The following is a 23,203-nucleotide window of genomic DNA, read 5'->3' as shown; positions in this document are numbered from 1 at the left end:
AGAGAAAGCCGGCTACGCTGTAAACCGGCTTTTTTTGTTTAGAAAATAAAATTTCGGAAAATCTTCCTTCTTCAGTTTCTTTTCTGCCTTATTTACTGATGCGGTTTTGCCAGTGCGGCCACATATTTTCCGATAATATCAAACTCAAGATTCACCACATCGCCGGCTTTGAGCAGATGAAAATTGGTATGCTCCCAGGTATAAGGAATAATGGCCACTGAAAACTCACCGGGCAAACTATCCACTACGGTAAGGCTTACACCATTCACACACACAGAGCCTTTGGGTACAGTTACAAACCCCGAAGCCGCATCGAAGCCAAACCGGAAAATCCAGCTGCCGTTATCATCTTTTACTTCTTTGCACATGGCAGTTAAATCCACATGCCCCTGCACAATGTGCCCGTCGAGGCGGTCGCCGAGACGGATGCAGCGTTCGAGATTGATTTTACTGCCGGGCTGCAGGTTGCCAAGATTGGTTTTGCGAAGTGTTTCGGCAATGGCGGTAACGGTGTAGGTGTTTTCTGTAAGCGCCACCACCGTTAAGCAGGCACCGTTATGTGCAATGCTCTGGTCAATTTTCAATTCACCGTTAAATACGGCTTCTACTTCAATATGAAGGTTGCCTGCTTCGTGGCGCAGTGTGCACACGCTGCCCAGCGTTTCTACTATTCCTGAAAACATAAAACGGTTTGTTACTGCGGCCGGGCCGATGGTTTACCAAACAAATGTACGAAGCCCTTCAGTTCGCGCTGCTTTATTCCCGACAGATGAATTTCATTCACGGTGCATACATAATAATATACACCGTCGCTGCAAAGCCGGTTGCTCTGCATACCCAACCCGTCCCAGCGCACAGCCGGATCGGTGGTTTCAAACACCAGTGCGCCCCAGCGGTCGTATATTTTCAGATCAATGCTTTGGATGTGGCGGTAAGGAAACGGCACAAACAAATCATTTATGTTGTCGCCGTCGGGTGTAAATACGTTGGGCAATTCATACACCGGACAGTTGTCGATGCAGAACACATTGCTGAAACTGCTTTCGTTGCCCAGTGTATCGGCAGCCGTAATGGCATAACACCCCGCCACCGAACTTAAATCCTGAAACAGCAACTGCGTATCGTTTGCATTGGTAATGGTGGCAATAATCTGAAACGGCTGCCCCTGCTGCGGTGTAAACCATACATGATAAAGCACCACATCATCGGTAGTACAGCCGTCAATGTGCATCGGGTTTGTCCACACAAGCTGGTTGTTTCCGGCATCGCAGTCTGAAACTACGGTAAGGCCGGGCGGGCAGGGCGGCGTGCTGTCAACCGGCGTGGCGCATACTTCCTGCGAGCGGTTATAAAGCGGCGAGGGCAGCGTGGCATTGTTGTACGTGCCCACTGCGCGCACATAATAGCAGTACTGTGTGCCGTTGAGCAAACCGGTATCGGTAAAATTGCGGCTGAATGCGTAGCCTACAGAATCCCACGCACTGCTTAGCGTATTGAAACGGAAAATATCGTACCGGATATTCGTCCACGGCACCACTTCATTCCACGAAAGCTGCACCTGATTATCGGCGCCCGCCGCAGTGGCAAATACTGACGATGCCTGCTGCGAGTTGCCAATACTTCCGGTTGAAGCCGCAAAGTCGATACGATACGTGTAGGCTGTGCCCGAGGTATTTAAGCCGCCGTCGGAGTAAAGCGTGGGAAGCTGTGTAAAAAACGGAACGGTAACCGTGCTTACTACAGCCGGGTTGCTGAGCGTAAATCCGGTTGCGCGCTGTATGGTTAGTGTGTAAGGCCCGGGATTGGCCAGCGTATCGAAATTGATGCCGTCGGGAATGGCGTTCACCCAACGCAGATCGAGTGTGCCTGCGGTGGAGGAAGTGGACGTAATGTCCACATGGGTAATCACGGGCACATCGCGCAGGAGTTCGCTGCAGGCTTCTGGCGAGGCGTAGCTTTGTGCTCCGTCAACGTACACAGCACACAAGCGGTAGCAGTAATCGAGCCCCGGCACAAGTCCGCTGCCGTTGTTATTATCCACAAACGTAGTTACCGGATCGTTTACAATACCTGCCAGCACAAAGCCGGTGTAGGCCGGCACGCCGGTTTCGCACTGGGCCGGATTCCAGCCACTGGGGCCGTTGCGACGATAAACACGGTATTGCAAACGCCGGTTGCCCGAAGGATTGCATGGCGCTGCAGACCAGCTGAGTGTCATCGACGAGCCCTGCGGTGTGGCGGTGAGCGTGGGCGGGCCGGGAGCCACCACCGTAATGCGCACCGACTCAATATCAGTTAACGGCGTAACGCTGTGATTATCGGTGGCTTTAAACGTAACGATCCACGGTTGCAGACGAACTTCTTCGCAACTGGGTGTCCACGTAAATGAAGCTGAAATAGGCAGCGGCGAATAGCCCGGACCACTTGGTGTAAGCACAGCCGGATTAGGCTGCAAAGCAAACGCGCCGCCAAGTCCAAGCAAACGCACTTGGTCACTGGCATTGGGGTCGGTAACCGTAAAATTGAAGCTTACATTGGTATTGGCATCCACACACAAATCGGGCAGATTGGGAATTTGCGGCGGATCATTCTGGCAGTTGTCTTCTACATCTACCGACATATCGCGAAGCACAGTACCTATACGTACCCGGTTTCCGTTGGGTAAGCTCCGCCACTCGTCGATATAAATAACCAGATTGTACTTGCCTTGAATTTGAGGTGTACACCACGACAGATCGCCGGTTACCGGATCTATTTGCAAATTACCGCCTCCGGCCACATTGGGCAGCTGGTATCCGGCAATGGGATTGCCAAGTGTATCAAGGCAAGGCCCTACACGATATGAAAGGCTGTCGCCGTCAGGATCAACTGCTCCGGCATTGTGATAAAAGCACGAACCGGTGCAGGCTTTATCAAGCGGTAAACTGGTGAGTGCGGGTGTGGAATTGCAACCAATGTTGGGATCCACAAACACCTCAGTTTGCAGGTAAAAAGGTTCGTTTACCGAGTTGGGAATATTTACGATGCCGGCAACCCTGTTCGGATCTTTCATTCGGATGATGTACGGGGTGACTCCGCTTGGGCCCGGATACGTGTGTGTGGCCCGGTAGTAGTTTACCTGAATATTGGGGTAGCTGCTGCCAAGCAGAATGCCCATAGTAGAAGGAGAAGGGCAATTGCCCGCAGGCCCGTCCACACGATAAACAATTTCCGAATTGCCATCGCCCCACTCTACAATTAATTCACAACGGTCGGCCGGACTGTTTGAATCGGTATAGGTTGTTACGGTTACTTCAATTACGTTGTAGCCCGGCCCTACACAGCGTGTGGTTATTTCGCCGGCTATATTGTGTGTGGCTTTCGCTGCAAATACAGCAAAGAAGAACACAACAAATAGCAGCAGACGTTTCATAAAGAATGTGAGTTAATCAGCGCAGAAGAATAACAGTAGGAGTTTGAACGGTTGCGCTGCGATGCTGTGTCTGATCAACCATAAACGCATTAAAGCGAATCGTATCGCGCGAAATAAAGTCTTTGTTTACCGTTAAATACACATCACCTTCAACGCCCTTCTGTGAGCGTGTGAGTGGCGGAATACGGTAGTTGTAGTAAATGGAATCGGGCGCAGCGGTGGAAATATTATCCTGCGGAATAAAATTCCCTGCATTATCACGCACATAAAGTGTAAGCACCAGATTTGAATCAGTCCCGGTTTCATCCACACCAATATCTCCGTCACCATCAGTAAACGAAAATACCACCTGAAGTGAATCGGATGTATTGTTTTGAATGAATTCTTTAAACGTAAGCACAGGTTCAACCGGGAACACAGGTTCCGGTTTACATCCTGCACACAAAAGCAGGGTGATGACAGAAAACAGAAAAAAATGCTTCATCCGTTGCCGGCGGTTTACTTTCAAATATAAAAGAAATCGGGCTGCCGGTCAATAATTAATCACCTGCTCTTCGATGTGTTCCGGAAGTTCACGATACTGATACTGCTGATTCCGAAGTTGCGGCACAAAGCCTGCTTCTTCAATGGCGGCCATAATTCCCTTGTAGGTAAAGCGGTGCGGCGCACCGGCAGCCGAAACCACATTTTCTTCAATCATAATGCTGCCAAAATCGTTTGCGCCGGCGTGGAGGCAGATTTGCGCCACTTCCTTACCCACTGTGAGCCACGAGGCCTGAATGTTTTCGATATTGGGCAGCATGATGCGGCTCAGTGCCAGCATACGTATATATTCGTCGCCGCTTACATTATTGGTAATCCCTTTTACACGGCGCAGCAGTGTGCCGTCGTCTTGAAACGGCCACGGAATAAACGCGATGAATCCTTTAGCATCAGCCGGCTTTTCGCTTTGTACCTGACGGATAAGTGCCAGATGCTCGAAACGTTCTTCAAGGGTTTCGATATGGCCGAACATCATGGTGGCCGAAGTGGTAAGGCCTAGCTGATGTGCGGCGCGCATTACATCGAGCCATTCGCGGCCGGAGCATTTGCCTTTTGAAATGAGCCGGCGCACACGGTCGTTAAGAATTTCGGCACCGGCGCCGGGCAGCGAATCCAAACCAGCCTCCATAAGTGCACGCAACACTTCGGTGTGTGTTGATTTTTCGAGCTTGGTGATGTGTGCAATTTCCGGCGGCCCAAGTGCATGCAGCTTCAGATTCGGGTAAAGCGATTTAAGTTCGCGGAAAAGATTTACGTAGTAACTCAGTCCGAGGTCAGGATGATGCCCGCCCTGAAGCAGAAGCTGCTCACCACCATAGCGGAACGTTTCTTCTATTTTACGTTTATAGGTGGCAATGTCAGTAATATAGCTCTCGCTGTGACCAGGGATACGATAGAAATTGCAGAATTTGCAGTTGGCAATACACACATTGGTGGTATTCACATTCCGGTCGATGATCCAGGTCACCTTACCGTCTTTCTTTCGCTGGCGGCGCATTTCGTCGGCCACAGCCATCAGTTCGGCAGTGGGCGCGTGGTGATACAACCAGATTCCTTCCTCGGCCGAGAGAAACTCGCCTGCTAATGCACGTTTATACAGTGTGTCGGTTTGCATGTGATGAATGTCGGAATCAGAACAATTCCAGTTTATACATTGTTTCGGCGGAACACAAATTTGCCGTTAAATCGCATAATGATTTTCTTACATTAGGCGTTTCAAAATTACGAAACATGATCGTTCCCGAGTTAACTGATGCGCCGAATGCTGCAAAAGCCGCTATCTGGCTCATCAGCAAAGCCGCCGATATATCCCGCATCGGTTTAAACAAAGCCGAAACCGAATTCATTCGGCAATCGCTCACCGGCGACCGCCGTCAGGCTTTCCTCACCGGCCCCGGGCGTATGCTTGCCGTGCTGCTGAAAGACCATAAAGAGCAGCCCGGCCGCAATGCCGAAAACCTGCGAAAAGCCGCCGCACAACTCACCACCTGGTGCAACGAGCAGAAACTGACCACCATACAACTGTGCGACACAACCGACAATGCGCACGATCTCCTGGCTTTTGCCGAAGGTATGCTGCTGGCCAACTACCAGTTTCTGAAATACCGCAAAAACCCCGCGAAAGAGGCCAATCCGCTGAGCAAACTCACTATTGCCTCGCGCACCGTAACCGCAGCCGACATTCAGCACCTGCATATTGCCTGCGAGGCCACCTGCCGCGCCCGCGATCTGGTAAACGAGCCGCTAAGTACACTTGATGCCACAGCCCTTGCCCGCACCTTTAAACAATATGGCCGCGATGCCGGGTTCAGTGTCGAAATCCTCAACCGCGCCAAAATCGAATCGCTCAAAATGGGCGGACTGCTGGCCGTAAACGCCGGCAGCGAACGCCCGCCCACATTTACCATAATGGAATATAAGCCCGCCAAAGCCCGCAACAAAAAGCCGGTTATTCTGGTGGGCAAAGGCGTGGTGTTCGACACCGGCGGCTACAATATTAAGGTGGGCAACCACATGGAGACCATGAAGTGCGATATGGCCGGGGCTGCAGCCGTGGGCGCTACGCTGTGGGCGGTGGCTAAAGCCAAATTGCCTGTGCATGTAATTGGTTTAGTGCCCGCTACCGACAATATGATTAACGGATCGGGCTTTGTGGCGGGCGATGTACTTACTATGTACAACGGCCTCACGGTGGAAGTACTCAACACCGATGCCGAAGGCCGCCTCATTCTGGCCGACGCGCTCAGCTATGGCGAAAAATTTTCGCCCGAACTGGTTATCGACCTCGCCACACTTACCGGCGCGGCCGCCGCGGCCATTGGCCCCGTGGGCATTGTGTGCATGGGCACGGCTTCCGAAAAAACCAAAGACGCCCTCAAAGCCAGCGGCACACGCGTACACGAACGCCTGGCCGAGTTTCCGTTCTGGGATGAATATGACGAGATGATTAAGTCTGATGTGGCCGAAATCAAAAACATCGGTTCGGCCTACGCGGGCGCCATTACAGCCGGGAAATTCCTCAGCCACTTTGTGAAAGCGCCGTGGATGCACTTTGACATTGCCGGCCCGGCATTTCTGAGCAGCAAGGATGCCTACCGCCCAAAAGGCGGCACCGGCAGCGGCGTGCGCCTGCTTTTCGACTTCTTTAAAAACTACACCGGCGCATGAAACGGCTGCTGGCTGCCGGTTTTTGTCTGCCTCTGGCTGTAGCCGTGCTTTGCAGCAGCGGCCCGGCAAACGAGCCTGCACTGGTTTTTGTAAGCTACGACAGCGGCGAAACCGGTGCGCATTTCCAGCACATTAACACTGCACAGCCCGCCTCGCCGCGCACCATTACCGAACTGCTGGCCCTGCCCGTGCCCACTGCCACCAACCGCGGCGCCACACGTTTTGATATTGGCCGCAACTTCATTTACAACAACCGCTGGCTGGTGACCGGAAACGGCGATATTATTGATCTGGTACAGAAAAAAACGGCGATTCAGACACATGACCGTTTCATCCGCACCGGCACCGATTCGCTCATCTTTTACACCAACGACATTACCCGTGGAAAATACTTTTCCGTTTTCCACACCAAAACCGGCACCTACACACAGGTAAGCAAACCCGGCTGGAAAGCCCGCCCCGGCCGCGATGCCGAGGCCGACTGCACCACGCAGCCGTTTCGCATTTTCGAGTACCCGGCCTCCGCACCCAAAATAGAACGTGTGGCCGACGCCGGCTGCGGCGAAGACCTGAGCCTGCAACCCGGGGCAAAACCAGCCTGCCCCATTCTCTGGCTCAGCCACACACAATTTATCTTCCCGAAATACTCCGAAAAAGGCCGAACCCTCGAAATTGTGCGGGTGGATGTGGAAGCCTCCGCACAAACCAGCCTCGGAAAAATTACCGATGTACTTCCCGCATCTTCGCCGTTCCGCTTCCTGAGCGGCGAAAACAACCAGCTGCTTTTCTGCTGCGGCAAAGGCTGGTATGAAATCGACCTGAAAAACGGGACCCTGCTTGCGCAGCCCAGACTTGAGCTGGGAAACGATTTCAGCGTTGAGCTGCAAAGCTATCCTTTGCAGGGAAATCCGATTTATTACCGCACACAAACAATAGGTACGTACTTTTGTGATCCGGAAATGATTTACACCGCCCCCGGCGCCATCGCTTTTTGTGCCGACCATGTAATTGGCGGGCAGCGTTTCCGCAAAGGTATTGCCGCCTGGACAGTTTCTGCCGGTATGTGGAAATGGGTGGGCGACGGAGATGTAGCTGCCGTGTGCGGCTGGACGAACTGATAAACGAAATGAACGAACATAAACTCAGAATTGGCATTACCCTCGGCGATCCGCACGGTATTGGCCCTGAAGTAGTAATGAAAGCATTGCACGATCAGGCCCTGCTTGATTTGTGTACGCCGGTAATTTTTGGCAATGGCAAAGTGCTCAACACGCACCGGAAAGCCATTGGCATGGAGGAATTTAACGTAAACGTGGTGCGCGATCCCGACAACCTGCACCAGCGCCGCGTAAACCTCTGGAGCACCGGCGAAGAAGAGTTTCAGCCCGAATTCGGCAAGCCTTCGCCGGCGGCGGGGCAAATGGCCTTACGCGCCCTGCAAACAGCCTGCGATGCCCTGCAGAACGGCAAAATTGATGCGCTCGTAACCGGGCCCATCGACAAGCACACCATCCAGTCGGCAGAGTTTGCTTTTGCCGGGCACACCGAATACCTGCAGCAACGTTTCGGCGCAGGGCAGTCGCTCATGCTGCTTGTGCACGACGATTTGCGCGTGGGACTGGTTACCGGGCATGTGCCGGTTGACCGTGTGGCGGCGCTGGTCACAGCCGAAAGCATTACACAGAAAGTAAAACTCATGCTGAAATCGCTCACCGAAGATTTCGGCATCCGCAAGCCGCGCATTGCCGTGCTGGGCTTAAACCCGCATGCCGGCGACAACGGCACCATTGGCAGCCACGAGCAGCAAACCATCATTCCGGCCATTGAAGCCCTGCGCGGCGAAAATCACCTCGTTTTCGGCCCCTACCCGGCCGACGGTTTTTTTGGCGCCGGGCAGTGGAAGCAGTTTGACGCCGTGCTGGCCATGTACCACGATCAGGGGCTGGCACCATTTAAGGCACTGGCGTTTACGGCCGGGGTAAATTTCACGGCCGGGCTTCCGGTTGTGCGCACCTCGCCCGACCACGGCACAGCCTACGATATTGCCGGCAAAAACCTGGCCGACGAAACATCCACGCGGCAGGCTATTTACCTGGCCATAGACGTGTACCGCGCACGCCGGGGCTGGGCCGCACTGAACGCGAACCCGCTTAAAACACAGCCCATGCGCTCACGCGATCGTGACCGCGACCGGTAGGCGGTTCGGGCAGGGCAATCAGGTTTTGGGCCTGAATTTGGGGGGGGAAAGTGATTTTTCGGCTCAATTTCTTGTTCATATCCTGTTAATTTGTGTACTTTTGCGACCCTTCCGTAAAAAGTAGGATGCCTTATGAAAGCACTGAAAGAATATGAAATACCTTTTTCAGGGTTAAAAGATGGCAGCCACAGCTATACGTTCGAACTCACGCGCACGTTCTTTGAAGCGTTCCCGTATGGCGAAATTGAAAACGGAAAAGTGGATGCACAACTGGAGTTGTTCAAACGCCCGGATATGCTTACGCTCGACTTTTCACTGAAAGGTGTGGCCGAGCTGCTTTGCGACCGTTGCGGCGAGCTGTACAACCAGCCCATACAAGGCAAACGACAGCTTGTGGTAAACCTGAATGCCGACAGCTATAACGATGAGGACGACCTCATTACGCTTCCGGCTTCCGCACACAGCATTGATACCGCTCATTGGTTTTATGAGTTTGTAATGCTGCTGCTGCCCGCACGACGTGTGCATCCTGATAATGCCGACGGCACAAGCGGTTGCGATCCGGAAATGCTGGCCCGTATAAACGAACTGGCCGCACCCGAACCAACCGACCCGGGCGAGGAAGAGACCGACCCGCGCTGGGACGCCCTCAAAAACCTGAAATTCGATTAAACACAGCAATACCAATACCTTAAACAACTACAAGTCATGCCGAATCCAAAGAAGCGCCATTCCAAGAGCCGCCGCGACAAGCGTCGCACTCACTATAAGGCTGATGCTCCGAACGTATCGACCTGCTCTGTGACCGGAGAAGCTCACCTCTGGCACCGTGCCTACTGGCACGATGGCGCCCTCTACTACAAGGGCAAAATGGTGATGGAGAAGAAGGACTAATCCTTAACTCCTCCTTATGAAAATCGGGATTGACATCTCAGGTGGCGATTTCGCACCCGAGGCTCCGCTTGCGGGTGTCGCCCTTGCCTACGATGCGCTGCCTGCCGGCGTGCGTCTGGTACTGATCGGCGATCAGGAACAGATTGCAAACGGGCTGGCAGCCATTCAGTTCGACGCTGGCCGCGTGGATATTGTACACGCGCCGGAAGTCATTGGCATGGACGAACATCCTGTAAAGGCTTTTTCTCAAAAGCCCAACTCTACTATTTCAGTAGGGTATAAGCTTTTGAAGGAAGGCCGTCTCGATGCGTTTGCAAGTTGTGGCAACACCGGCGCCATGCTGGTGGGCGCCATGTACACCGTAAAAGCAATTTCGGGCGTAATTCGTCCGTGCATTACAACCGCCCTTCCAAAAGAAGAAGGCGGTTTTAATTTGCTCCTTGATGTAGGCAGCAATGCCGATTGCAAGCCCGATGTGCTTTACCAGTTTGGCATTCTGGGCAAACTTTACGCCCAGCACGTGTTTGGCATTACCGACCCGAAAGTGGGCCTGCTCAACATTGGCGAGGAAGCCGAAAAAGGCAACCTTGTAAGCCAGGCCACACACACGCTCATGAAAGACAGCCGCGACTTTACCTTCACCGGAAACGTAGAAGGCCGCGACCTGTTCAGCGATAAGGCTGATGTGATTGTGTGTGAAGGATTTACCGGAAACGTGGTACTGAAATTTGCCGAATCGTTCTATTCGGCCATCCGCAAACGGCACATCGACGATCCCTACTTCAACCGCTTTAATTACGAAATTTACGGCGGTACACCCATTCTGGGGATTAACGGAAACGCCATTATCGGACATGGCATTTCGAGCCCGGAAGCCATTAAAAACATGTTGCTTCTGGCCCGCGACGTGGCCGAAGCCAAACTCCCCGAAAAAATCAAACAAGCCTTCTGAACCACATGAAAATCAGAGCTGCCATCACAGGTGTAGGCGGATACGTTCCCCCTACGGTTCTCTCCAACCAAGACCTCGAAAAGATGGTGGACACCACCGACGAGTGGATCATGGCCCGCACCGGAATACGCGAACGACGTATTCTGCGTGGCGAAGGGCAGGGCAATTCGGTAATGATTATTGAGGCCGTAAAACAGCTTCTGGAGCGCAAAAACCTCGATCCGCTCGACGTGGACATGCTTATTGTGGGCACCGTTACGCCCGACCATGTGTTTCCTGCCACTTCAAACATTGTAACCGCAGCACTGGGCATGAAAAATGCCTGGGGCTTCGATCTCTCGGCGGCCTGCTCGGGTTTTCTTTACTCGCTGGCTACCGGGGCGCAGTTTATTGAAACCGGACGCTACAAAAAAGTAATCGTAGTAGGCGCCGATAAAATGTCGGCCATTATTGACTATACCGACCGAACCACCTGTGTTATTTTTGGCGATGGCGCGGGCGCAGTTTTGCTGGAGCCTTCGGAAGACGAAAACGGCATTCAGGATTTCATGCTGCATGCCGATGGAAACGGCTGTCAGCACCTGCACATGAAAGCCGGCGGCTCTGCTTATCCGCCAACTGCCGAAACGGTAGAGAAGAAAATGCACTACGTGTATCAGGAAGGACAGGCTGTGTATAAGCACGCAGTGTATAATATGGCAGAAGTTTCGGCCAATATCATGGAACGAAACAACCTGAAATCAGACGATGTGGCTTACCTGCTGGCGCATCAGGCCAACAAACGCATCATTGACGCCACCGCAAACCGTATGGGCATTGGCGGCGACAAAGTGCTGATGAACATTGAACGTTATGGCAATACCACATCCGGCACCATTCCGCTGCTGATGTGGGATTACGAAAAGCAACTGAAAAAGGGCGATAATATTATTCTTTCGGCCTTTGGCGGCGGCTTTACCTGGGGCGCCATTTACCTGCGCTGGTCATACGACACGAATTAAACTTCCATTGAAAAACAGGTTCCCCGCCCCGGCATACTTGTTTATCAGACGGAAAGTCTATATTTACCCTCCCAACACAAGAGAACCTTACTTAAAACGCACGCAATGAAACTGAATGAAATCCAGGACTTGATCAAGTTCGTGGCCAAATCAGGGGTCAGCGAAGTTGAACTGGAAACCACTGACATTAAGATCGTGATTAAGACCACGAGCGGCAAATCGGCCAAAGATGTTCCGGTGGTATATCAGCAGGCTATGCCCGTAGTACAGGCTGCTCCGGCCGCTCAAGTAGTTACAGCTTCACCAGCTGCCGAAACCACTGCCCCGGCCGCCAAACCCGCAGCTGCCGAGTCGGCCAATACAGTTACCATAAAATCGCCCATGATTGGTACGTTCTACCGCTCACCGGGTCCCGATAAGCCGATGTTTGTAAACGTAGGCGACGAAATCAAACCGGGTAAGGTAACCTGCATCATCGAAGCCATGAAGCTGTTCAACGAAATCGAAAGCGAAATCAGCGGCCGCATTGTAAAAGTGCTGGTTGACGATGCTTCGCCGGTGGAGTATGATCAGCCCCTGTTCCTTGTAGAGCTGGCCTAAACAGCCTTTCTGCAGTAACCAAATGCCGGAATCACATCCGGCTTTTCTTTACCGGCCCTCTGTCACCGCAGAGCAGCCGCACTACTGACTTATCTGAATGCAAGCTATGGCAAAAGATAAAATGTTCAAGAAGATACTCGTGGCCAACCGCGGCGAAATTGCCCTGCGCATTATCCGCACCTGCCGCGAAATGGGCATCAAAACCGTTGCCGTTTACTCCACTGCCGATAAAGACTCGCTGCACGTGAAATTTGCCGATGAGGCTGTGTGCATCGGGCCTCCGCCCAGCAAAGACTCCTATCTCAACATCCCCAATATTATTGCGGCTGCCGAGATTACCAATGCCGACGCCATTCACCCCGGCTACGGATTTTTGTCGGAAAACTCCAAGTTCTCCCGCATCTGTCAGGAGCATAAAATCAAGTTCATTGGCGCAACCCCTGAGCAGATTGATGCCATGGGCGATAAATCGAGCGCCAAAGATACCATGAAGAAAGCCGGCGTGCCCTGCATTCCCGGCAGTGAAGGCCTCCTGACCGATCTGGAAGATGCCAAGAAAAATGCCCTAGAAATCGGCTACCCCGTTATCATCAAGGCTACAGCCGGTGGCGGCGGACGTGGTATGCGCATTATCTGGGAAGAAAGCCAGCTCGAAGCCAACTTCGAATCGGCCAGCAAGGAAGCAGAAGCCGCCTTCGGAAACGGCGCGCTCTACATGGAAAAATACATTGAAGAGCCCCGCCACATCGAAATTCAGATTGCCGGCGACCAATACGGCAAAGTGTGCCACCTGAGCGAACGCGATTGCTCCATTCAGCGCCGCCACCAGAAACTGGCCGAGGAAACGCCCTCGCCGTTTATGACCGACGAACTGCGTGAACGCATGGGCGATGCCGCCATCAAAGCCGGCGCTGCCGTGGCCTACGAAGGCGTGGGTACAGTGGAATTTTTGGTTGACAAACACCGGAATTTCTACTTCATGGAAATGAACACCCGCATTCAGGTAGAGCACCCGATTACCGAAGAGGTTATCGACTACGACCTGATCCGCGAGCAGATTCTTATTGCTTCGGGTGTACCCATTTCGGGCAAAAATTATTACCCGCAGCTGCACGCCATCGAATGCCGCATCAACGCCGAAGATCCGTTCAACGGCTTCCGTCCTTCACCCGGTAAAATTACCGTGCTGCACACACCCGGTGGCCACGGCGTTCGCGTTGATTCGCACATCTACGCCGGCTACACAATTCCGCCTAACTACGATTCAATGGTGGCCAAGCTCATTACCATGGCACAAACCCGCGAGGAAGCCATCGCCAAAATGCGCCGCGCCCTCAGCGAGTTTGTAGTAGAAGGTGTAAAAACCACCATCCCGTTCCACCTGCGTTTGATGAACGACGAAAACTTCATCAAAGGCAACTACACCACCAAATTCCTTGAATCATTTGATTTGAGCGAGTAAGCGGAACGATACAAATAACGAACGGCCGGACTAACTGAAAAGTCCGGCCGTTCTGTTTTTGTCATCACCATCAATGCACAATTACTACACGCTGCACACGCACGCCGGTGTCATTGCTTACACGCAGCAAATACGTACCCGAAGGAATTGATGCAGTAGAAAGTGTGTGCGTGGTATTCGTTGTGGCGAATTGCTCCACCACTTCGCCCTGCAGGTTGAGCAGTTCAATGCGGGCTGTGCCGCTTGGTTGTTCAAGTTCAATACGGAGTGATTCGTTGGCGGGGTTGGGGAAACTGCGTACAGCAAGCAACTGATTTTCGGGCGTGCTGAGATTGAAATAGGTATCCGGATAAACTGTACCTACCGTATCGCCGTTTTTCACATACCCCATCAGCAATTCATAACGTGAGTACTCGAACAGCTGATCCCAGTTGGCTTCAATCATCCCAAGTCCTTTTACATAACGGGCATAAATAGCCATATTAAATATAGGCCACTGCGGTATATTTTGCGAAAATGGCTCAATACCATATAATGTATCAGATGTACTGCTGAGCGGAAACCATGCAACAGGACCACCACTCATCGAATATTCTCCGAAGAAGGCTCCGGGGTTATTGAGTGAGTCGTGAAAATATTGCCATTCATTTACTCCTCCTCCGCTCATTGTATCACCGCAACCCCAATAGCGTTGCGGGTAATAGGAGTATGAATTAAAAAACCGGGGTTCAATTAATGAATGATTGGGCTGATTAAGATGATGTGACGCGCAATTTGTAATCACATTTACGAATCCGGGATTATACGTATTCGAATAGGTGGGCGGTATATTCATTTGCGCAGCTTGCTGTGAACGGCTGCTGTGATATACTTCATACGTATATACAATGCTGTCGGAATAATTCTGCCGCTGCAGCACGGTGTATTTTGACCATGCGGTAATGAGTTGCCCTGAACCGGGTTCGAATGAAAAGCCATAATACTGAAACACATCTCCTGTCTGAAAATCGTAGTAATCAAACATGGTAAGCATCTGGTGCCCGAGATTACGGTTTTCAATGCCTTTCAGCCGGTAATATTGCCCTGATGCAAAAGCTGCCGGCCACTGCACAATACCATGCGTGGCCGACCACACCACCGTATCGCCGGTAGAAAGCAGGACTGTTTTTACCGAGTCGGGCTGCCCCAATATGGTTGTTTGTGTTTTGCTTATTACCTGCGCCGTTACAGCAGGCGTAGAAGCAAACGTCCAGCTATCGCCCACTTCAGCAAGGGTTTGCAGGATGCGTGTATCACTTCCGGTAAATGTGCAAATACCGTTAACTGCTTTCTGGATGGAATAACCAGCTACAACTGCCGGAAGATTCTGAAGCCCGTAGCACGAATCGCACGACGGGCCGCTTGTAAACGTAAGGCAGTTTATACAACCGGTTTTGTTAAACGTAAATGTGGTATCGCCATTGCTTGCGGCGTAGCTTACCGGGAAGAATGAGCCGCTGATTTCGGCATCACCGTCTTTCTGGTAATGAAACGTGTCGTTAAGCATTACCGGTGTCCAGCGCTGGGCGTTGATTACTCCGGCAAACAAACACAGGAAGAGAATGAGTAGTTGTTTTTTCATGCGGGTTATTTTTAATAAAAGTAGCCCGGCATCCGCATACATCAAAACTGTAATCTAAACAATCTTACGCCCTCAGCGCATGCTCCGGTCCTTCTCCAGATTGGAGGCACTGTCGTCCCACTGCATGCCCCAGCGTTCAATTTCTTCGGCGGTCCAGAGTTCGGGGAAGAAGATGATGCGCTGGAATTTGGGCGGGAGGTATTTGCCCCAGTTGGTGCCGCCGGTGGCGGGTACATCCTGCCCGGGCTGTTTGCCGGTGAGGTAGCGTGTGGACGAGTGGAAATGCTGGAGTTTCCAGTTTACGTTTACATTCCGGTCCAGTTTGCGGAGAACGTCTTTCAGTTCGTCGGTTTTCTCGGTTTCGGGCAGGCTGCGGTAGAGTGCGGCCAGGTTGGTGTCTTTGTTCTCGTCGGCAAGTTCGTAAAAGTGCTGGCTGTATTTTTCGAGAAACATGCGCAGCGTAAGTGTGGGCGTACCGTCTTCGTTGGTAGAGCCATAGCGCCAGTATGCTTTTGCGGCCTGTTCGGCAAGCGGTTTGTGGCGCAGGGCCTCCCGCTCCGAATCGCTTACCAGGTTGGCAAAATCGGTAGAACAGATTTCAATGAAGCGGTATTGCGCCGACTGGAAGCCGCTTGCGGGAGTGAGCGAAAGGCGGTATCTGGTAAACTGTTCATACTCCATGCCCTCGCGCATAATGCGGAACGAGAAAATGAGCGCATCGAAATAACTGGTAATACGTGCCGCACGTTCGCGCAGAAACTTACCGTTGAGTTCGCCGTTGCGCCCTTTCTCGCGCAGCTGGCCGTATTCGTGCAAACAGAGTTTGAAATACAATTCAGTTACCTGATGATACATAATGAAAATGTGCTCATCAGGATAGGTGGTGCGCGGCTTCTGCAAGCTCAGCAGCGTATCAAGTTCTATGTAATCCCAGTAGCTGAGGTGTGTATTGTAGCAATAACCTTCGAGATAAGTATCGAGGCTTTGACCATCTTTCGCCAGCTTTTCCTGCAATTGCTGAAGCAGCGAAAGCGTTTTCTCTGAAAATTCGGGCATGTGTTTTTTGTTTGGACTGCCAAGATAGCCAGAGTGTTGATTAGATAAAAATGATGCTTGTCAAGTAAAGCACATTCATCAATAAAAGAAGGGCGAAAACGTTTCCGCTTTCGCCCTTCGGGGATGTATATTCAAAAAAACTTACTTCGTGGTTTTCAACGGCACGGCCAGACCTTTGGCGCTGGTAATGTCCATTTTTACCGAGCCTACCAGAATCTGCGCTTCCACGCGTACCGGAATTTTATTGGCATCGTCAGAAATCCAGATGTGCAGATCATCTTCTTTCTTAAACACGCGGCCTTTTTGTACTACCGGCACAAACTTCATGCAGGCAATGTTTCCAAGGTCGGTCTTAATGGTTTCGCGGCCTATAAATTTGATTTTCAAATCCCACACTTCATCGTCCATAAAGGTTTTCACCTCAAACAAATCACCTTTTTTGGCTTTTGAATAATCCATGGTCCGGGCAAAAAAGAACGACGAAACCATATCCTGAATATTCTTGGGCACGGTCATCATTTTACCGCTCGAATTAACCTGACCAAGCTGGTGGTTAAAGGTCTGATTCTGGGTAATTTTAAAACCACCCTCGTCGCATCGGCGCATAAACAGCCAGGGAATGAGTGCTTCCTCATCCACATACGACTCAAAATAATCGCGCACGCGGAAAAACCAGTCGAATGCGCCTTTGGAATAACCATTGGCCACAATGTGCAGGGTAGGACGGCCGGCAATCATCTTGCGCGATTCATCCACTTTTACCACCGCCTCACCGGCGTTTACCGCACCGTAGTGCAAGCGGAATTTAAGTTCTTCGCCGCGTTTAAAAGCGGTGTTATTTACCTTGCGGTAGCTTGCAGTCTGCGCCACGGCCGAGGTGGCCGCAACGACCAGCAAACCGGAGATGAGAAGAAGCTTTTTCATTTTTCGTAGTTTAATTAGCGTTTGCAGGTATAATCCAAACGATATGCCAAAGTGACGTTAAACTATAGACTTTTCGTATGTGAAAAGGTTGCTTTTTACCCCGCAATTCTGTTAAAAATACGAAACAAGCGGCCAAATGGTTACTAAACCACTGATTTTCAACTACTAACAGGCAAGCAGTTCAGATTTAAAAAATCAGGAGCACGATCTGAATGTGCAATTAAAAAACAGCTGTCCCGTCTTCCGCTATACTCCTTCCCCGCAGTTACGAAGCTGCGGAAAGTTTATCGCGTCAGCGATTGAAATTCGAAGCTGCGGAAAGTTTATCGCGTCAGCGATTGAAACTTTTCGCTCCGGTTAATCAAGTCTCCAGACTTGATTAACCGGAGCATCCTTTTCAGCTTTTAAATCACAATATTCACAATCCGCTTAGGCACGACCACCATCTTTTTGGGTGTTTTGCCTTCCAGCCATTTCTGCGCTTCTTCCGATGCCAGGATGGCTTTTTCCACTTCGGCAGGCGGCATATCGGCCGGTGCGGGAAATTTGAAACGCATTTTGCCGTTTACCTGCACCGGATACTCAAACGTATCGTCGGTAAGGTATTTTTCGTCCACCACGGGATAAGGGGCGGTGGTAATGCTGCCGCTGTGGCCAAGCTGCTGCCATATTTCCTCGGCAATGTGCGGGGCAAAGGGCGAAAGCGCTACCGCCAACGGCTCCAGCACGCTGCGTTTGCGGCTCTTGAGCTCGGTAAGCTCGTTTACGGCAATCATAAACGTACTTACGCAGGTGTTAAATGAGTAGCGGTCAATATCGTCGCGCACTTTCTTTACGGTGCGGTGCAGCACTTTCAGTTCGGCTTCGGTGGCTGGTTCGGCGGTTACGGCAAGGCCGCTTTCGTTGAAAAACAAACGCCAGAAACGTTTCAGGAAGTTGTGCACGCCGGTAATGCCGTTGGTATTCCACGGCTTGGCCTGATCAAGCGGACCGAGGAACATTTCGTACAAACGCAGTGTGTCCGCACCGTACTGGTCGCAAATGTCGTCGGGGTTTACTACGTTGTATTTCGACTTCGACATTTTTTCTACTGCGGGCAATAGTTCGCGTTTATCACCCTCAAAGTAGAAATTGCGGAAAGTAGCTTCGTATTCTCTTGTTTTTGCACCACCTTCCTGCGTGATGAAATACTTGCCGTTTTCAAACTCCACAAAATTTACCAGGTAATTTTTGTGAAAGCTCACTCCTTCCACCACAGGCTGGTCAACGGGCAGCATAAAGTATTTTTCAGGTTCAGAAGTACGATCAACCGACACATGTGCAATCATGCTTGTGCCCTGAATCATGCCCTGATTAATCAGCTTCTGCGCAGGCTCATTCACCGGAATAAAACCACGGTCGCACAAAAACTTGGTCCAGCTGCGTACATACATCAAATGGCCGGTAGCATGCTCGGCGCCGCCCATGTAGAGGTCGATATTTTTCCAGTATTCCGCAACACCTTTATCCACCATCGCATTGCCGTTATTCGGATCCATGTAGCGCAAAAAATACCAGCTTGAGCCGGCCCAGCCGGGCATGGTAGTGGTTTCGAGCGGATGGCCTTCGCTGTCCACGCAGCGGGTGCTTTCGTTCCACTTCCATTTTTCGGCACGCGCCAGCGGCGGCTCGCCGGTTTCAGTGGGGAGAAATTTTTCAATTTCGGGAAGCACCAGCGGCAGGTCGCTTTCCTTGAGCGGATGGGCAATTCCGTTTTTGTAGTAAATCGGAATGGGTTCGCCCCAGTAGCGCTGGCGACCGAAAGCCGCATCGCGCAGGCGGTAATTTACTTTGCCTTTGCCCAGGCCACGCTTTTCAATTTCTTCAATGGCTCGTTTCACGGCCGGCTTTACATCGAGTCCGTTCAGGAAATCAGAATTCACCAGAATGCCCGTTTTCGCATCATACGATTCCACTTCAATATTGCCGCCGCTTACTACTTCAGTTATCGGCAAATTGAAATGACGTGCAAAGGCATAGTCGCGGCTGTCGTGTGCGGGCACAGCCATAACCGCGCCTGTACCGTAACCGGCCAGCACATAATCGCCCGTCCACACGGGTACTTTGGCGCCGGTAAACGGATGCAGCACATACGCGCCGGTAAACTGACCCGACACCTTTTTCACCTCGGCCTGCCGTTCGCGCTCCGATTTGCTTTTGGCTGTGCGCACGTAAGCATCCACTGCCTCGCGGTATTCGGCCGTGGTTATTTTATCCACCAGCTCGTGTTCCGGTGCAAGTGTCACGAAAGTAACGCCAAACACCGTGTCGGGCCGTGTGGTAAATACTTCAATCTTCTCCGCATGCCCGTCGAGCTGGAAAAACAACGACGCACCTTCCGAGCGGCCAATCCAGTTGCGCTGCGATTCCTTTACGCTTTCGGGCCAGTCAATCGTATCCAGATCGGCCAGCAGCCTGTCGGCAAATGCGGTAATGCGGAAACTCCATTGCGGCATACGTTTGCGCTCAACCGGAAAACCGCCGCGCTCCGACACGCCGTCTTTAATTTCGTCGTTGGCCAGCACCGTGCCCAAACCGGGGCACCAGTTTACCCAGGCTTCGTCGAGATAAGCCAGACGAAAATTCATCAGCACATCAGCCTTCTTTTTTTCGTCAAACGCCTTCCATTCGGCCGCAGTAAATGGCGCAAGATTGTGCTCTTCGTTTCCGGTCAGGATGCGGTCATCGTTTCCGGTGTAGCCTTCGCTTTCAAACAAGGCTGTAAGCGTATCAATAGATTCCGCCTTTTGTGTGCGGTAATTGTACCACGAATCAAAAAGCTGCAAAAAAATCCACTGTGTCCACTTGTAATACTGCGGGTCGCAGGTGCGCACTTCCCGCTCCCAGTCGAACGAAAAACCGATACGGTCAAGCTGTTCGCGGTAGCGTGCAATGTTTTTCTCTGTGGTTACGGCCGGGTGTTGTCCGGTTTGTATGGCATACTGCTCGGCCGGGAGGCCAAATGCATCGTATCCCATGGGATGCAGCACATTGTAGCCATTGTTTCGTTTGTAACGCGCCACAATATCGTTGGCAATATAACCAAGCGGGTGTCCTACATGCAACCCGGCTCCCGAAGGGTACGGAAACATGCTGAGTGCATAAAATTTAGGCTTATCGCCTCCTGCTTCGGAAGCATATACTTTTTCATCGCGCCAGTAGCTGCGAATCTTTTTCTCAATCTCGCGGAAATTGTATTCCATATTAATAATGCTATTCTTTTACCGCCCGGTTATTTTACCGGCGCTGCGGGATTTTCATTGTAAATTACATCCAGCACCACAGTGCCTACCATTTTCAGCGTACTCACATCAATAACCGAAAGGTTATCGCTGTGGCGGTGGTGGTGCGGGAAGTAATCATTTGCATTGGTATCGTAATGTACAATGTCGATGGTGGGGATGCCGGCAATTTTGTTGAGGGGCACATGATCGTCGGTAGTGGGGCCGGTTTGTTCGTTGATGAAGATATTGCCGTAACCCATAGCGGCGGCGGCGGCCCATACTTTATCCTGCACGTGTGAGGCGTGTATGTATGAGTTTCCTTCGCGCGGGAAGATTGGATTCTGGCCGCCCACCATATCGAGCAGGATGCCGTAGCGGGGTTTGTAGTTTGCCGGTTTGTTGGCGGCCCAGTACTGCGCGCCCAGGCACCAGCTTTCGTCAGAGCCGCTGTTTCCCTGGTCTTCGGCATCCACCAGCAGAATGTCCACACCAATGTTGGGATCTTTCTGCTGGAGCACACGTGCAATTTCAATCAGTACGGCCACGCCGCTGGCGCCATCGTTGGCTCCGTCAATGGCTTCGTTCTTGCGGGCGGTGTCGCGGTCGGCCATGGCGCGGCTGTCCCAGTGGGCAAGCAGCAGCACACGGTCGGTGCGCTCGGGTTTGTAGGCAGCAAAAATGTTTTTCATGCGCACCGGCTGGCCATTGGGGAGTGAAATGGGTGCTTCCTGCATGGTTACGGTAAGGCCGTATGCGGTGAGTTTGTTTTTCATCCACTCCGCGCATTTGGCGTGGGCTTCCGAGCCGGGCACACGCGGCCCGAACTCCACCTGCGTTTTCACATGCGCAAAGGCCGAGTCGTATGCAAACAGCGGCGCAGCCACACGCGGAACAGCGGGTTTGGAAGACGTGGAATCGTTGCCTCCGTTTTGCGGGTTGTTGCTGCACGACACAGCCAGCAGCGCCACCGGCAGTAACGCCGTGAAGGTAAATTTCGAAAACATGTTCATTATTCGGATGCTTTAATATCCCAGCTTGTGCCTTCTTTACCGTCTTTGAGCACAATATGGAGTTTGGCTAATTCGTCGCGCACAAGATCAGACGTGGCAAAATCTTTTTTGGCTCTTGCCTCTGCACGCATTTTTATAATGAGCTGCATGAGCCCGTCGGTAGTACCGCCGGCTGCATTGTCGCCAATATCATCTTTCAGGCCCATGATGTCGAACACAAACGCATTGTACAACCCGGTGAGTTGATCGAGATCAGCCTGGTTGATGGTTTCGCGGCCGTCGGCCAGGTTATTGATCATGCGCACGGCATCAAACAAATGCGCCAGCAGAATTGGCGTATTGAAATCGTCGTTCATGGCCGCGTAGAAAGCGGTGCGCAGTTCGGCAATCTTTACGCTCGATTGCTCAGCGGGCTTAATTTTGGTAAGCTGGCGTGCGCCGGCCATCAATCGCATAAAGCCTTTTTCAGCCGCATCAAGCGCCTCATTCGAAAAATCGAGTGTGCTCGAATAATGCGTCTGCATCATAAAAAAGCGCGCCGTCATGGGCGTGTAGCCACGTCGCAACACATTGTGCGGGCCGCCGAGTTTGGCCTGTGAAGGTGTAGCTACGGGCGAATCGGCTGCTACAGCCATACCGGTAAGCAGCTCCACCGGCAAAATGGAGTTGTTGAGCGACTTCGACATTTTTTTGCCGTTTACCGTAAGCATGTTGGTGTGCATCCAGTAGCGTACCGGCGCTTTGCCGCAGCAGCCTACACTTTGGGCAATTTCGTTGGTGTGGTGTGTGGGAATAAGATCCATGCCACCGCCGTGAATGTCGAATGCATCGCCAAGATACTTGCGGCTCATGGCCGAGCACTCAATATGCCAGCCGGGAAAACCGTCGCCCCAGGGCGAAGGCCAGCGCATGAGGTGTTCGGGGCGGGCCATTTTCCAGAGCGCGAAATCAAGACGGCCGCGTTTCTCATTCTGCCCGTCGAGATCACGCGTGTTATTGATCTGTTCATCAAGGGTGCGGCCAGAGAGGATGCCGTAGTTATATTGCGTGGTAAACTTCTCCACATCAAAATACACCGAGCCGTTTGATTCGTAGGCAAGGCCGTTTTCGATAATGGCTTTCGTCATTTCAATCTGTTCAATGATATGGCCGGTGGCACTTGGCTCGATGCTTGGCGGCAGCGCATTAAAGAGCGCCATTACTTCGTGAAAACCGTGGGTGTAGCGTTGCACAATTTCCATCGGCTCAATCTGCTCAAGCTTGGCACGGCGGCCAATGCGGTCTTCGCCTTCCCCGGCATCTTCATCGGTAAGGTGGCCTACATCGGTAATATTCCGCACATAACGCACTTTGTAGCCAAGGTGCTTCAGGTAACGGAAAATCATGTCAAATGAAATAAAGGTGCGGCAATTGCCCAGATGCACATCACTGTAAACGGTAGGGCCGCACACATACATACCCACAAACGGGGCAGCAAGCGGTTCAAACTTTTCCTTAGTGCGGGTAAGCGTATTGTAAATAAAAAGCTCCTGAGCGGGCGGTTGGTTTGTCATAAGTACTATTCAAATTTCATGCAGGCGGCAGAACCACAAATTTAGCAG

At 51.9% G+C, this 23,203-nt stretch carries 19 protein-coding genes; 9 read left to right on the top strand and 10 right to left on the bottom strand.

The genetic code is table 11. The annotated features are described in order from the left end of the window. Positions 1-92: 92 nt before the first annotated feature. The 4 genes from IM638_00765 to mqnC all read right to left on the bottom strand — a co-directional run bounded on the left by IM638_00765 (position 93) and on the right by mqnC (position 5,069). On the bottom strand, positions 93-683 hold the full coding sequence (locus IM638_00765; protein ID MCA6361544.1) for a riboflavin synthase: 591 nt from the start codon (positions 681-683) through the stop codon (positions 93-95). An 11-nt stretch (positions 684-694) separates the two neighbouring features. After that, entirely contained in the window at positions 695-3,412 is a 2,718-nt protein-coding gene (locus IM638_00760) for a gliding motility-associated C-terminal domain-containing protein (GenBank protein MCA6361543.1), read from the bottom strand. Positions 3,413-3,428: 16 nt separating this feature from the next. Beyond that, the gene (locus tag IM638_00755; GenBank protein MCA6361542.1) at positions 3,429-3,830 is read right to left on the bottom strand and encodes a hypothetical protein; all 402 of its coding nucleotides are present in this window, start codon (positions 3,828-3,830) and stop codon (positions 3,429-3,431) included. Between the two features lie 114 nt (positions 3,831-3,944). Next, entirely contained in the window at positions 3,945-5,069 is a 1,125-nt protein-coding gene (gene mqnC, locus IM638_00750; GenBank protein ID MCA6361541.1) for a dehypoxanthine futalosine cyclase, read from the bottom strand. Positions 5,070-5,185: 116 nt separating this feature from the next. Between mqnC and IM638_00745 the strand changes: the two genes are divergently transcribed. From IM638_00745 to accC, 9 genes are all read left to right on the top strand, one after another. Then, positions 5,186-6,622: a leucyl aminopeptidase gene (locus tag IM638_00745; GenBank protein ID MCA6361540.1), complete on the top strand. Its 1,437-nt coding sequence runs from the start codon at positions 5,186-5,188 to the stop codon at positions 6,620-6,622. Next, on the top strand, positions 6,619-7,740 hold the full coding sequence (locus IM638_00740; protein ID MCA6361539.1) for a hypothetical protein: 1,122 nt from the start codon (positions 6,619-6,621) through the stop codon (positions 7,738-7,740). Before IM638_00745 ends, IM638_00740 begins: the two co-directional genes overlap by 4 nt. Before the next feature lie 8 nt (positions 7,741-7,748). After that, positions 7,749-8,819: a 4-hydroxythreonine-4-phosphate dehydrogenase PdxA gene (pdxA, locus tag IM638_00735; GenBank protein ID MCA6361538.1), complete on the top strand. Its 1,071-nt coding sequence runs from the start codon at positions 7,749-7,751 to the stop codon at positions 8,817-8,819. A gap of 132 nt (positions 8,820-8,951) precedes the next feature. Continuing rightward, positions 8,952-9,491 (top strand): DUF177 domain-containing protein, encoded by a 540-nt coding sequence (locus tag IM638_00730; GenBank protein ID MCA6361537.1) that lies wholly within the window; start codon positions 8,952-8,954, stop codon positions 9,489-9,491. A gap of 36 nt (positions 9,492-9,527) precedes the next feature. Beyond that, positions 9,528-9,713 carry a 50S ribosomal protein L32 gene (rpmF, locus tag IM638_00725; GenBank protein ID MCA6361536.1) on the top strand — a complete coding sequence of 62 codons (186 nt, stop codon included), beginning with the start codon at positions 9,528-9,530 and terminating at the stop codon, positions 9,711-9,713. A 16-nt stretch (positions 9,714-9,729) separates the two neighbouring features. After that, complete coding sequence (gene plsX, locus IM638_00720; protein MCA6361535.1) at positions 9,730-10,665, top strand: phosphate acyltransferase PlsX; 936 nt, start codon at positions 9,730-9,732, stop codon at positions 10,663-10,665. Positions 10,666-10,670: 5 nt separating this feature from the next. Then, positions 10,671-11,666, top strand: coding sequence for a ketoacyl-ACP synthase III (locus tag IM638_00715; GenBank protein ID MCA6361534.1), 996 nt, complete (start codon positions 10,671-10,673; stop codon positions 11,664-11,666). Between the two features lie 105 nt (positions 11,667-11,771). Then, a complete protein-coding gene (gene accB / locus IM638_00710; protein ID MCA6361533.1) occupies positions 11,772-12,266 on the top strand; it encodes an acetyl-CoA carboxylase biotin carboxyl carrier protein in 495 nt (164 codons plus the stop codon). 121 nt (positions 12,267-12,387) lie between these two features. Continuing rightward, complete coding sequence (gene accC, locus IM638_00705) at positions 12,388-13,728, top strand: acetyl-CoA carboxylase biotin carboxylase subunit (GenBank protein MCA6361532.1); 1,341 nt, start codon at positions 12,388-12,390, stop codon at positions 13,726-13,728. A gap of 70 nt (positions 13,729-13,798) precedes the next feature. On the opposite strand, the gene IM638_00700 is transcribed toward accC, so the two are convergent. From IM638_00700 to IM638_00675, 6 genes are all read right to left on the bottom strand, one after another. After that, positions 13,799-15,349, bottom strand: coding sequence for a T9SS type A sorting domain-containing protein (locus IM638_00700; protein ID MCA6361531.1), 1,551 nt, complete (start codon positions 15,347-15,349; stop codon positions 13,799-13,801). Between the two features lie 72 nt (positions 15,350-15,421). After that, positions 15,422-16,405: a tryptophan 2,3-dioxygenase gene (locus IM638_00695; GenBank protein ID MCA6361530.1), complete on the bottom strand. Its 984-nt coding sequence runs from the start codon at positions 16,403-16,405 to the stop codon at positions 15,422-15,424. Positions 16,406-16,546: 141 nt separating this feature from the next. Continuing rightward, positions 16,547-17,329, bottom strand: a complete 783-nt coding sequence (locus IM638_00690; GenBank protein ID MCA6361529.1) for a DUF3108 domain-containing protein — start codon at positions 17,327-17,329, stop codon at positions 16,547-16,549. A gap of 404 nt (positions 17,330-17,733) precedes the next feature. Further along, complete coding sequence (locus IM638_00685) at positions 17,734-20,571, bottom strand: leucine--tRNA ligase (GenBank protein ID MCA6361528.1); 2,838 nt, start codon at positions 20,569-20,571, stop codon at positions 17,734-17,736. 29 nt (positions 20,572-20,600) lie between these two features. Next, positions 20,601-21,602 carry a M28 family peptidase gene (locus IM638_00680; protein MCA6361527.1) on the bottom strand — a complete coding sequence of 334 codons (1,002 nt, stop codon included), beginning with the start codon at positions 21,600-21,602 and terminating at the stop codon, positions 20,601-20,603. Further along, positions 21,602-23,155, bottom strand: coding sequence for a cysteine--tRNA ligase (locus tag IM638_00675; protein ID MCA6361526.1), 1,554 nt, complete (start codon positions 23,153-23,155; stop codon positions 21,602-21,604). Before IM638_00675 ends, IM638_00680 begins: the two co-directional genes overlap by 1 nt. Positions 23,156-23,203: the final 48 nt, after the last annotated feature.

The organism is Bacteroidota bacterium (assembly GCA_020402865.1).
Taxonomy (GTDB): Bacteria; Bacteroidota; Bacteroidia; order Palsa-965; family Palsa-965.
Note: the sequence above shows the minus strand (reverse complement) of the source record. Positions and strands in the feature narration are given on the sequence as shown.

What these genes read in the sequence shown, in the direction of transcription:
- IM638_00765 (MCA6361544.1), bottom strand. Translation starts at nt 683, where the DNA reads ATGTTTTCAGGAATAGTAGAAACGCTGGGCAGCGTGTGCACACTGCGC.
- IM638_00760 (MCA6361543.1), bottom strand. Translation starts at nt 3,412, where the DNA reads ATGAAACGTCTGCTGCTATTTGTTGTGTTCTTCTTTGCTGTATTTGCA.
- mqnC (MCA6361541.1), bottom strand. Translation starts at nt 5,069, where the DNA reads ATGCAAACCGACACACTGTATAAACGTGCATTAGCAGGCGAGTTTCTC.
- IM638_00745 (MCA6361540.1), top strand. Translation starts at nt 5,186, where the DNA reads ATGATCGTTCCCGAGTTAACTGATGCGCCGAATGCTGCAAAAGCCGCT.
- IM638_00740 (MCA6361539.1), top strand. Translation starts at nt 6,619, where the DNA reads ATGAAACGGCTGCTGGCTGCCGGTTTTTGTCTGCCTCTGGCTGTAGCC.
- pdxA (MCA6361538.1), top strand. Translation starts at nt 7,749, where the DNA reads ATGAACGAACATAAACTCAGAATTGGCATTACCCTCGGCGATCCGCAC.
- IM638_00730 (MCA6361537.1), top strand. Translation starts at nt 8,952, where the DNA reads ATGAAAGCACTGAAAGAATATGAAATACCTTTTTCAGGGTTAAAAGAT.
- rpmF (MCA6361536.1), top strand. Translation starts at nt 9,528, where the DNA reads ATGCCGAATCCAAAGAAGCGCCATTCCAAGAGCCGCCGCGACAAGCGT.
- plsX (MCA6361535.1), top strand. Translation starts at nt 9,730, where the DNA reads ATGAAAATCGGGATTGACATCTCAGGTGGCGATTTCGCACCCGAGGCT.
- IM638_00715 (MCA6361534.1), top strand. Translation starts at nt 10,671, where the DNA reads ATGAAAATCAGAGCTGCCATCACAGGTGTAGGCGGATACGTTCCCCCT.
- accB (MCA6361533.1), top strand. Translation starts at nt 11,772, where the DNA reads ATGAAACTGAATGAAATCCAGGACTTGATCAAGTTCGTGGCCAAATCA.
- accC (MCA6361532.1), top strand. Translation starts at nt 12,388, where the DNA reads ATGTTCAAGAAGATACTCGTGGCCAACCGCGGCGAAATTGCCCTGCGC.
- IM638_00700 (MCA6361531.1), bottom strand. Translation starts at nt 15,349, where the DNA reads ATGAAAAAACAACTACTCATTCTCTTCCTGTGTTTGTTTGCCGGAGTA.
- IM638_00695 (MCA6361530.1), bottom strand. Translation starts at nt 16,405, where the DNA reads ATGCCCGAATTTTCAGAGAAAACGCTTTCGCTGCTTCAGCAATTGCAG.
- IM638_00690 (MCA6361529.1), bottom strand. Translation starts at nt 17,329, where the DNA reads ATGAAAAAGCTTCTTCTCATCTCCGGTTTGCTGGTCGTTGCGGCCACC.
- IM638_00685 (MCA6361528.1), bottom strand. Translation starts at nt 20,571, where the DNA reads ATGGAATACAATTTCCGCGAGATTGAGAAAAAGATTCGCAGCTACTGG.
- IM638_00680 (MCA6361527.1), bottom strand. Translation starts at nt 21,602, where the DNA reads ATGAACATGTTTTCGAAATTTACCTTCACGGCGTTACTGCCGGTGGCG.
- IM638_00675 (MCA6361526.1), bottom strand. Translation starts at nt 23,155, where the DNA reads ATGACAAACCAACCGCCCGCTCAGGAGCTTTTTATTTACAATACGCTT.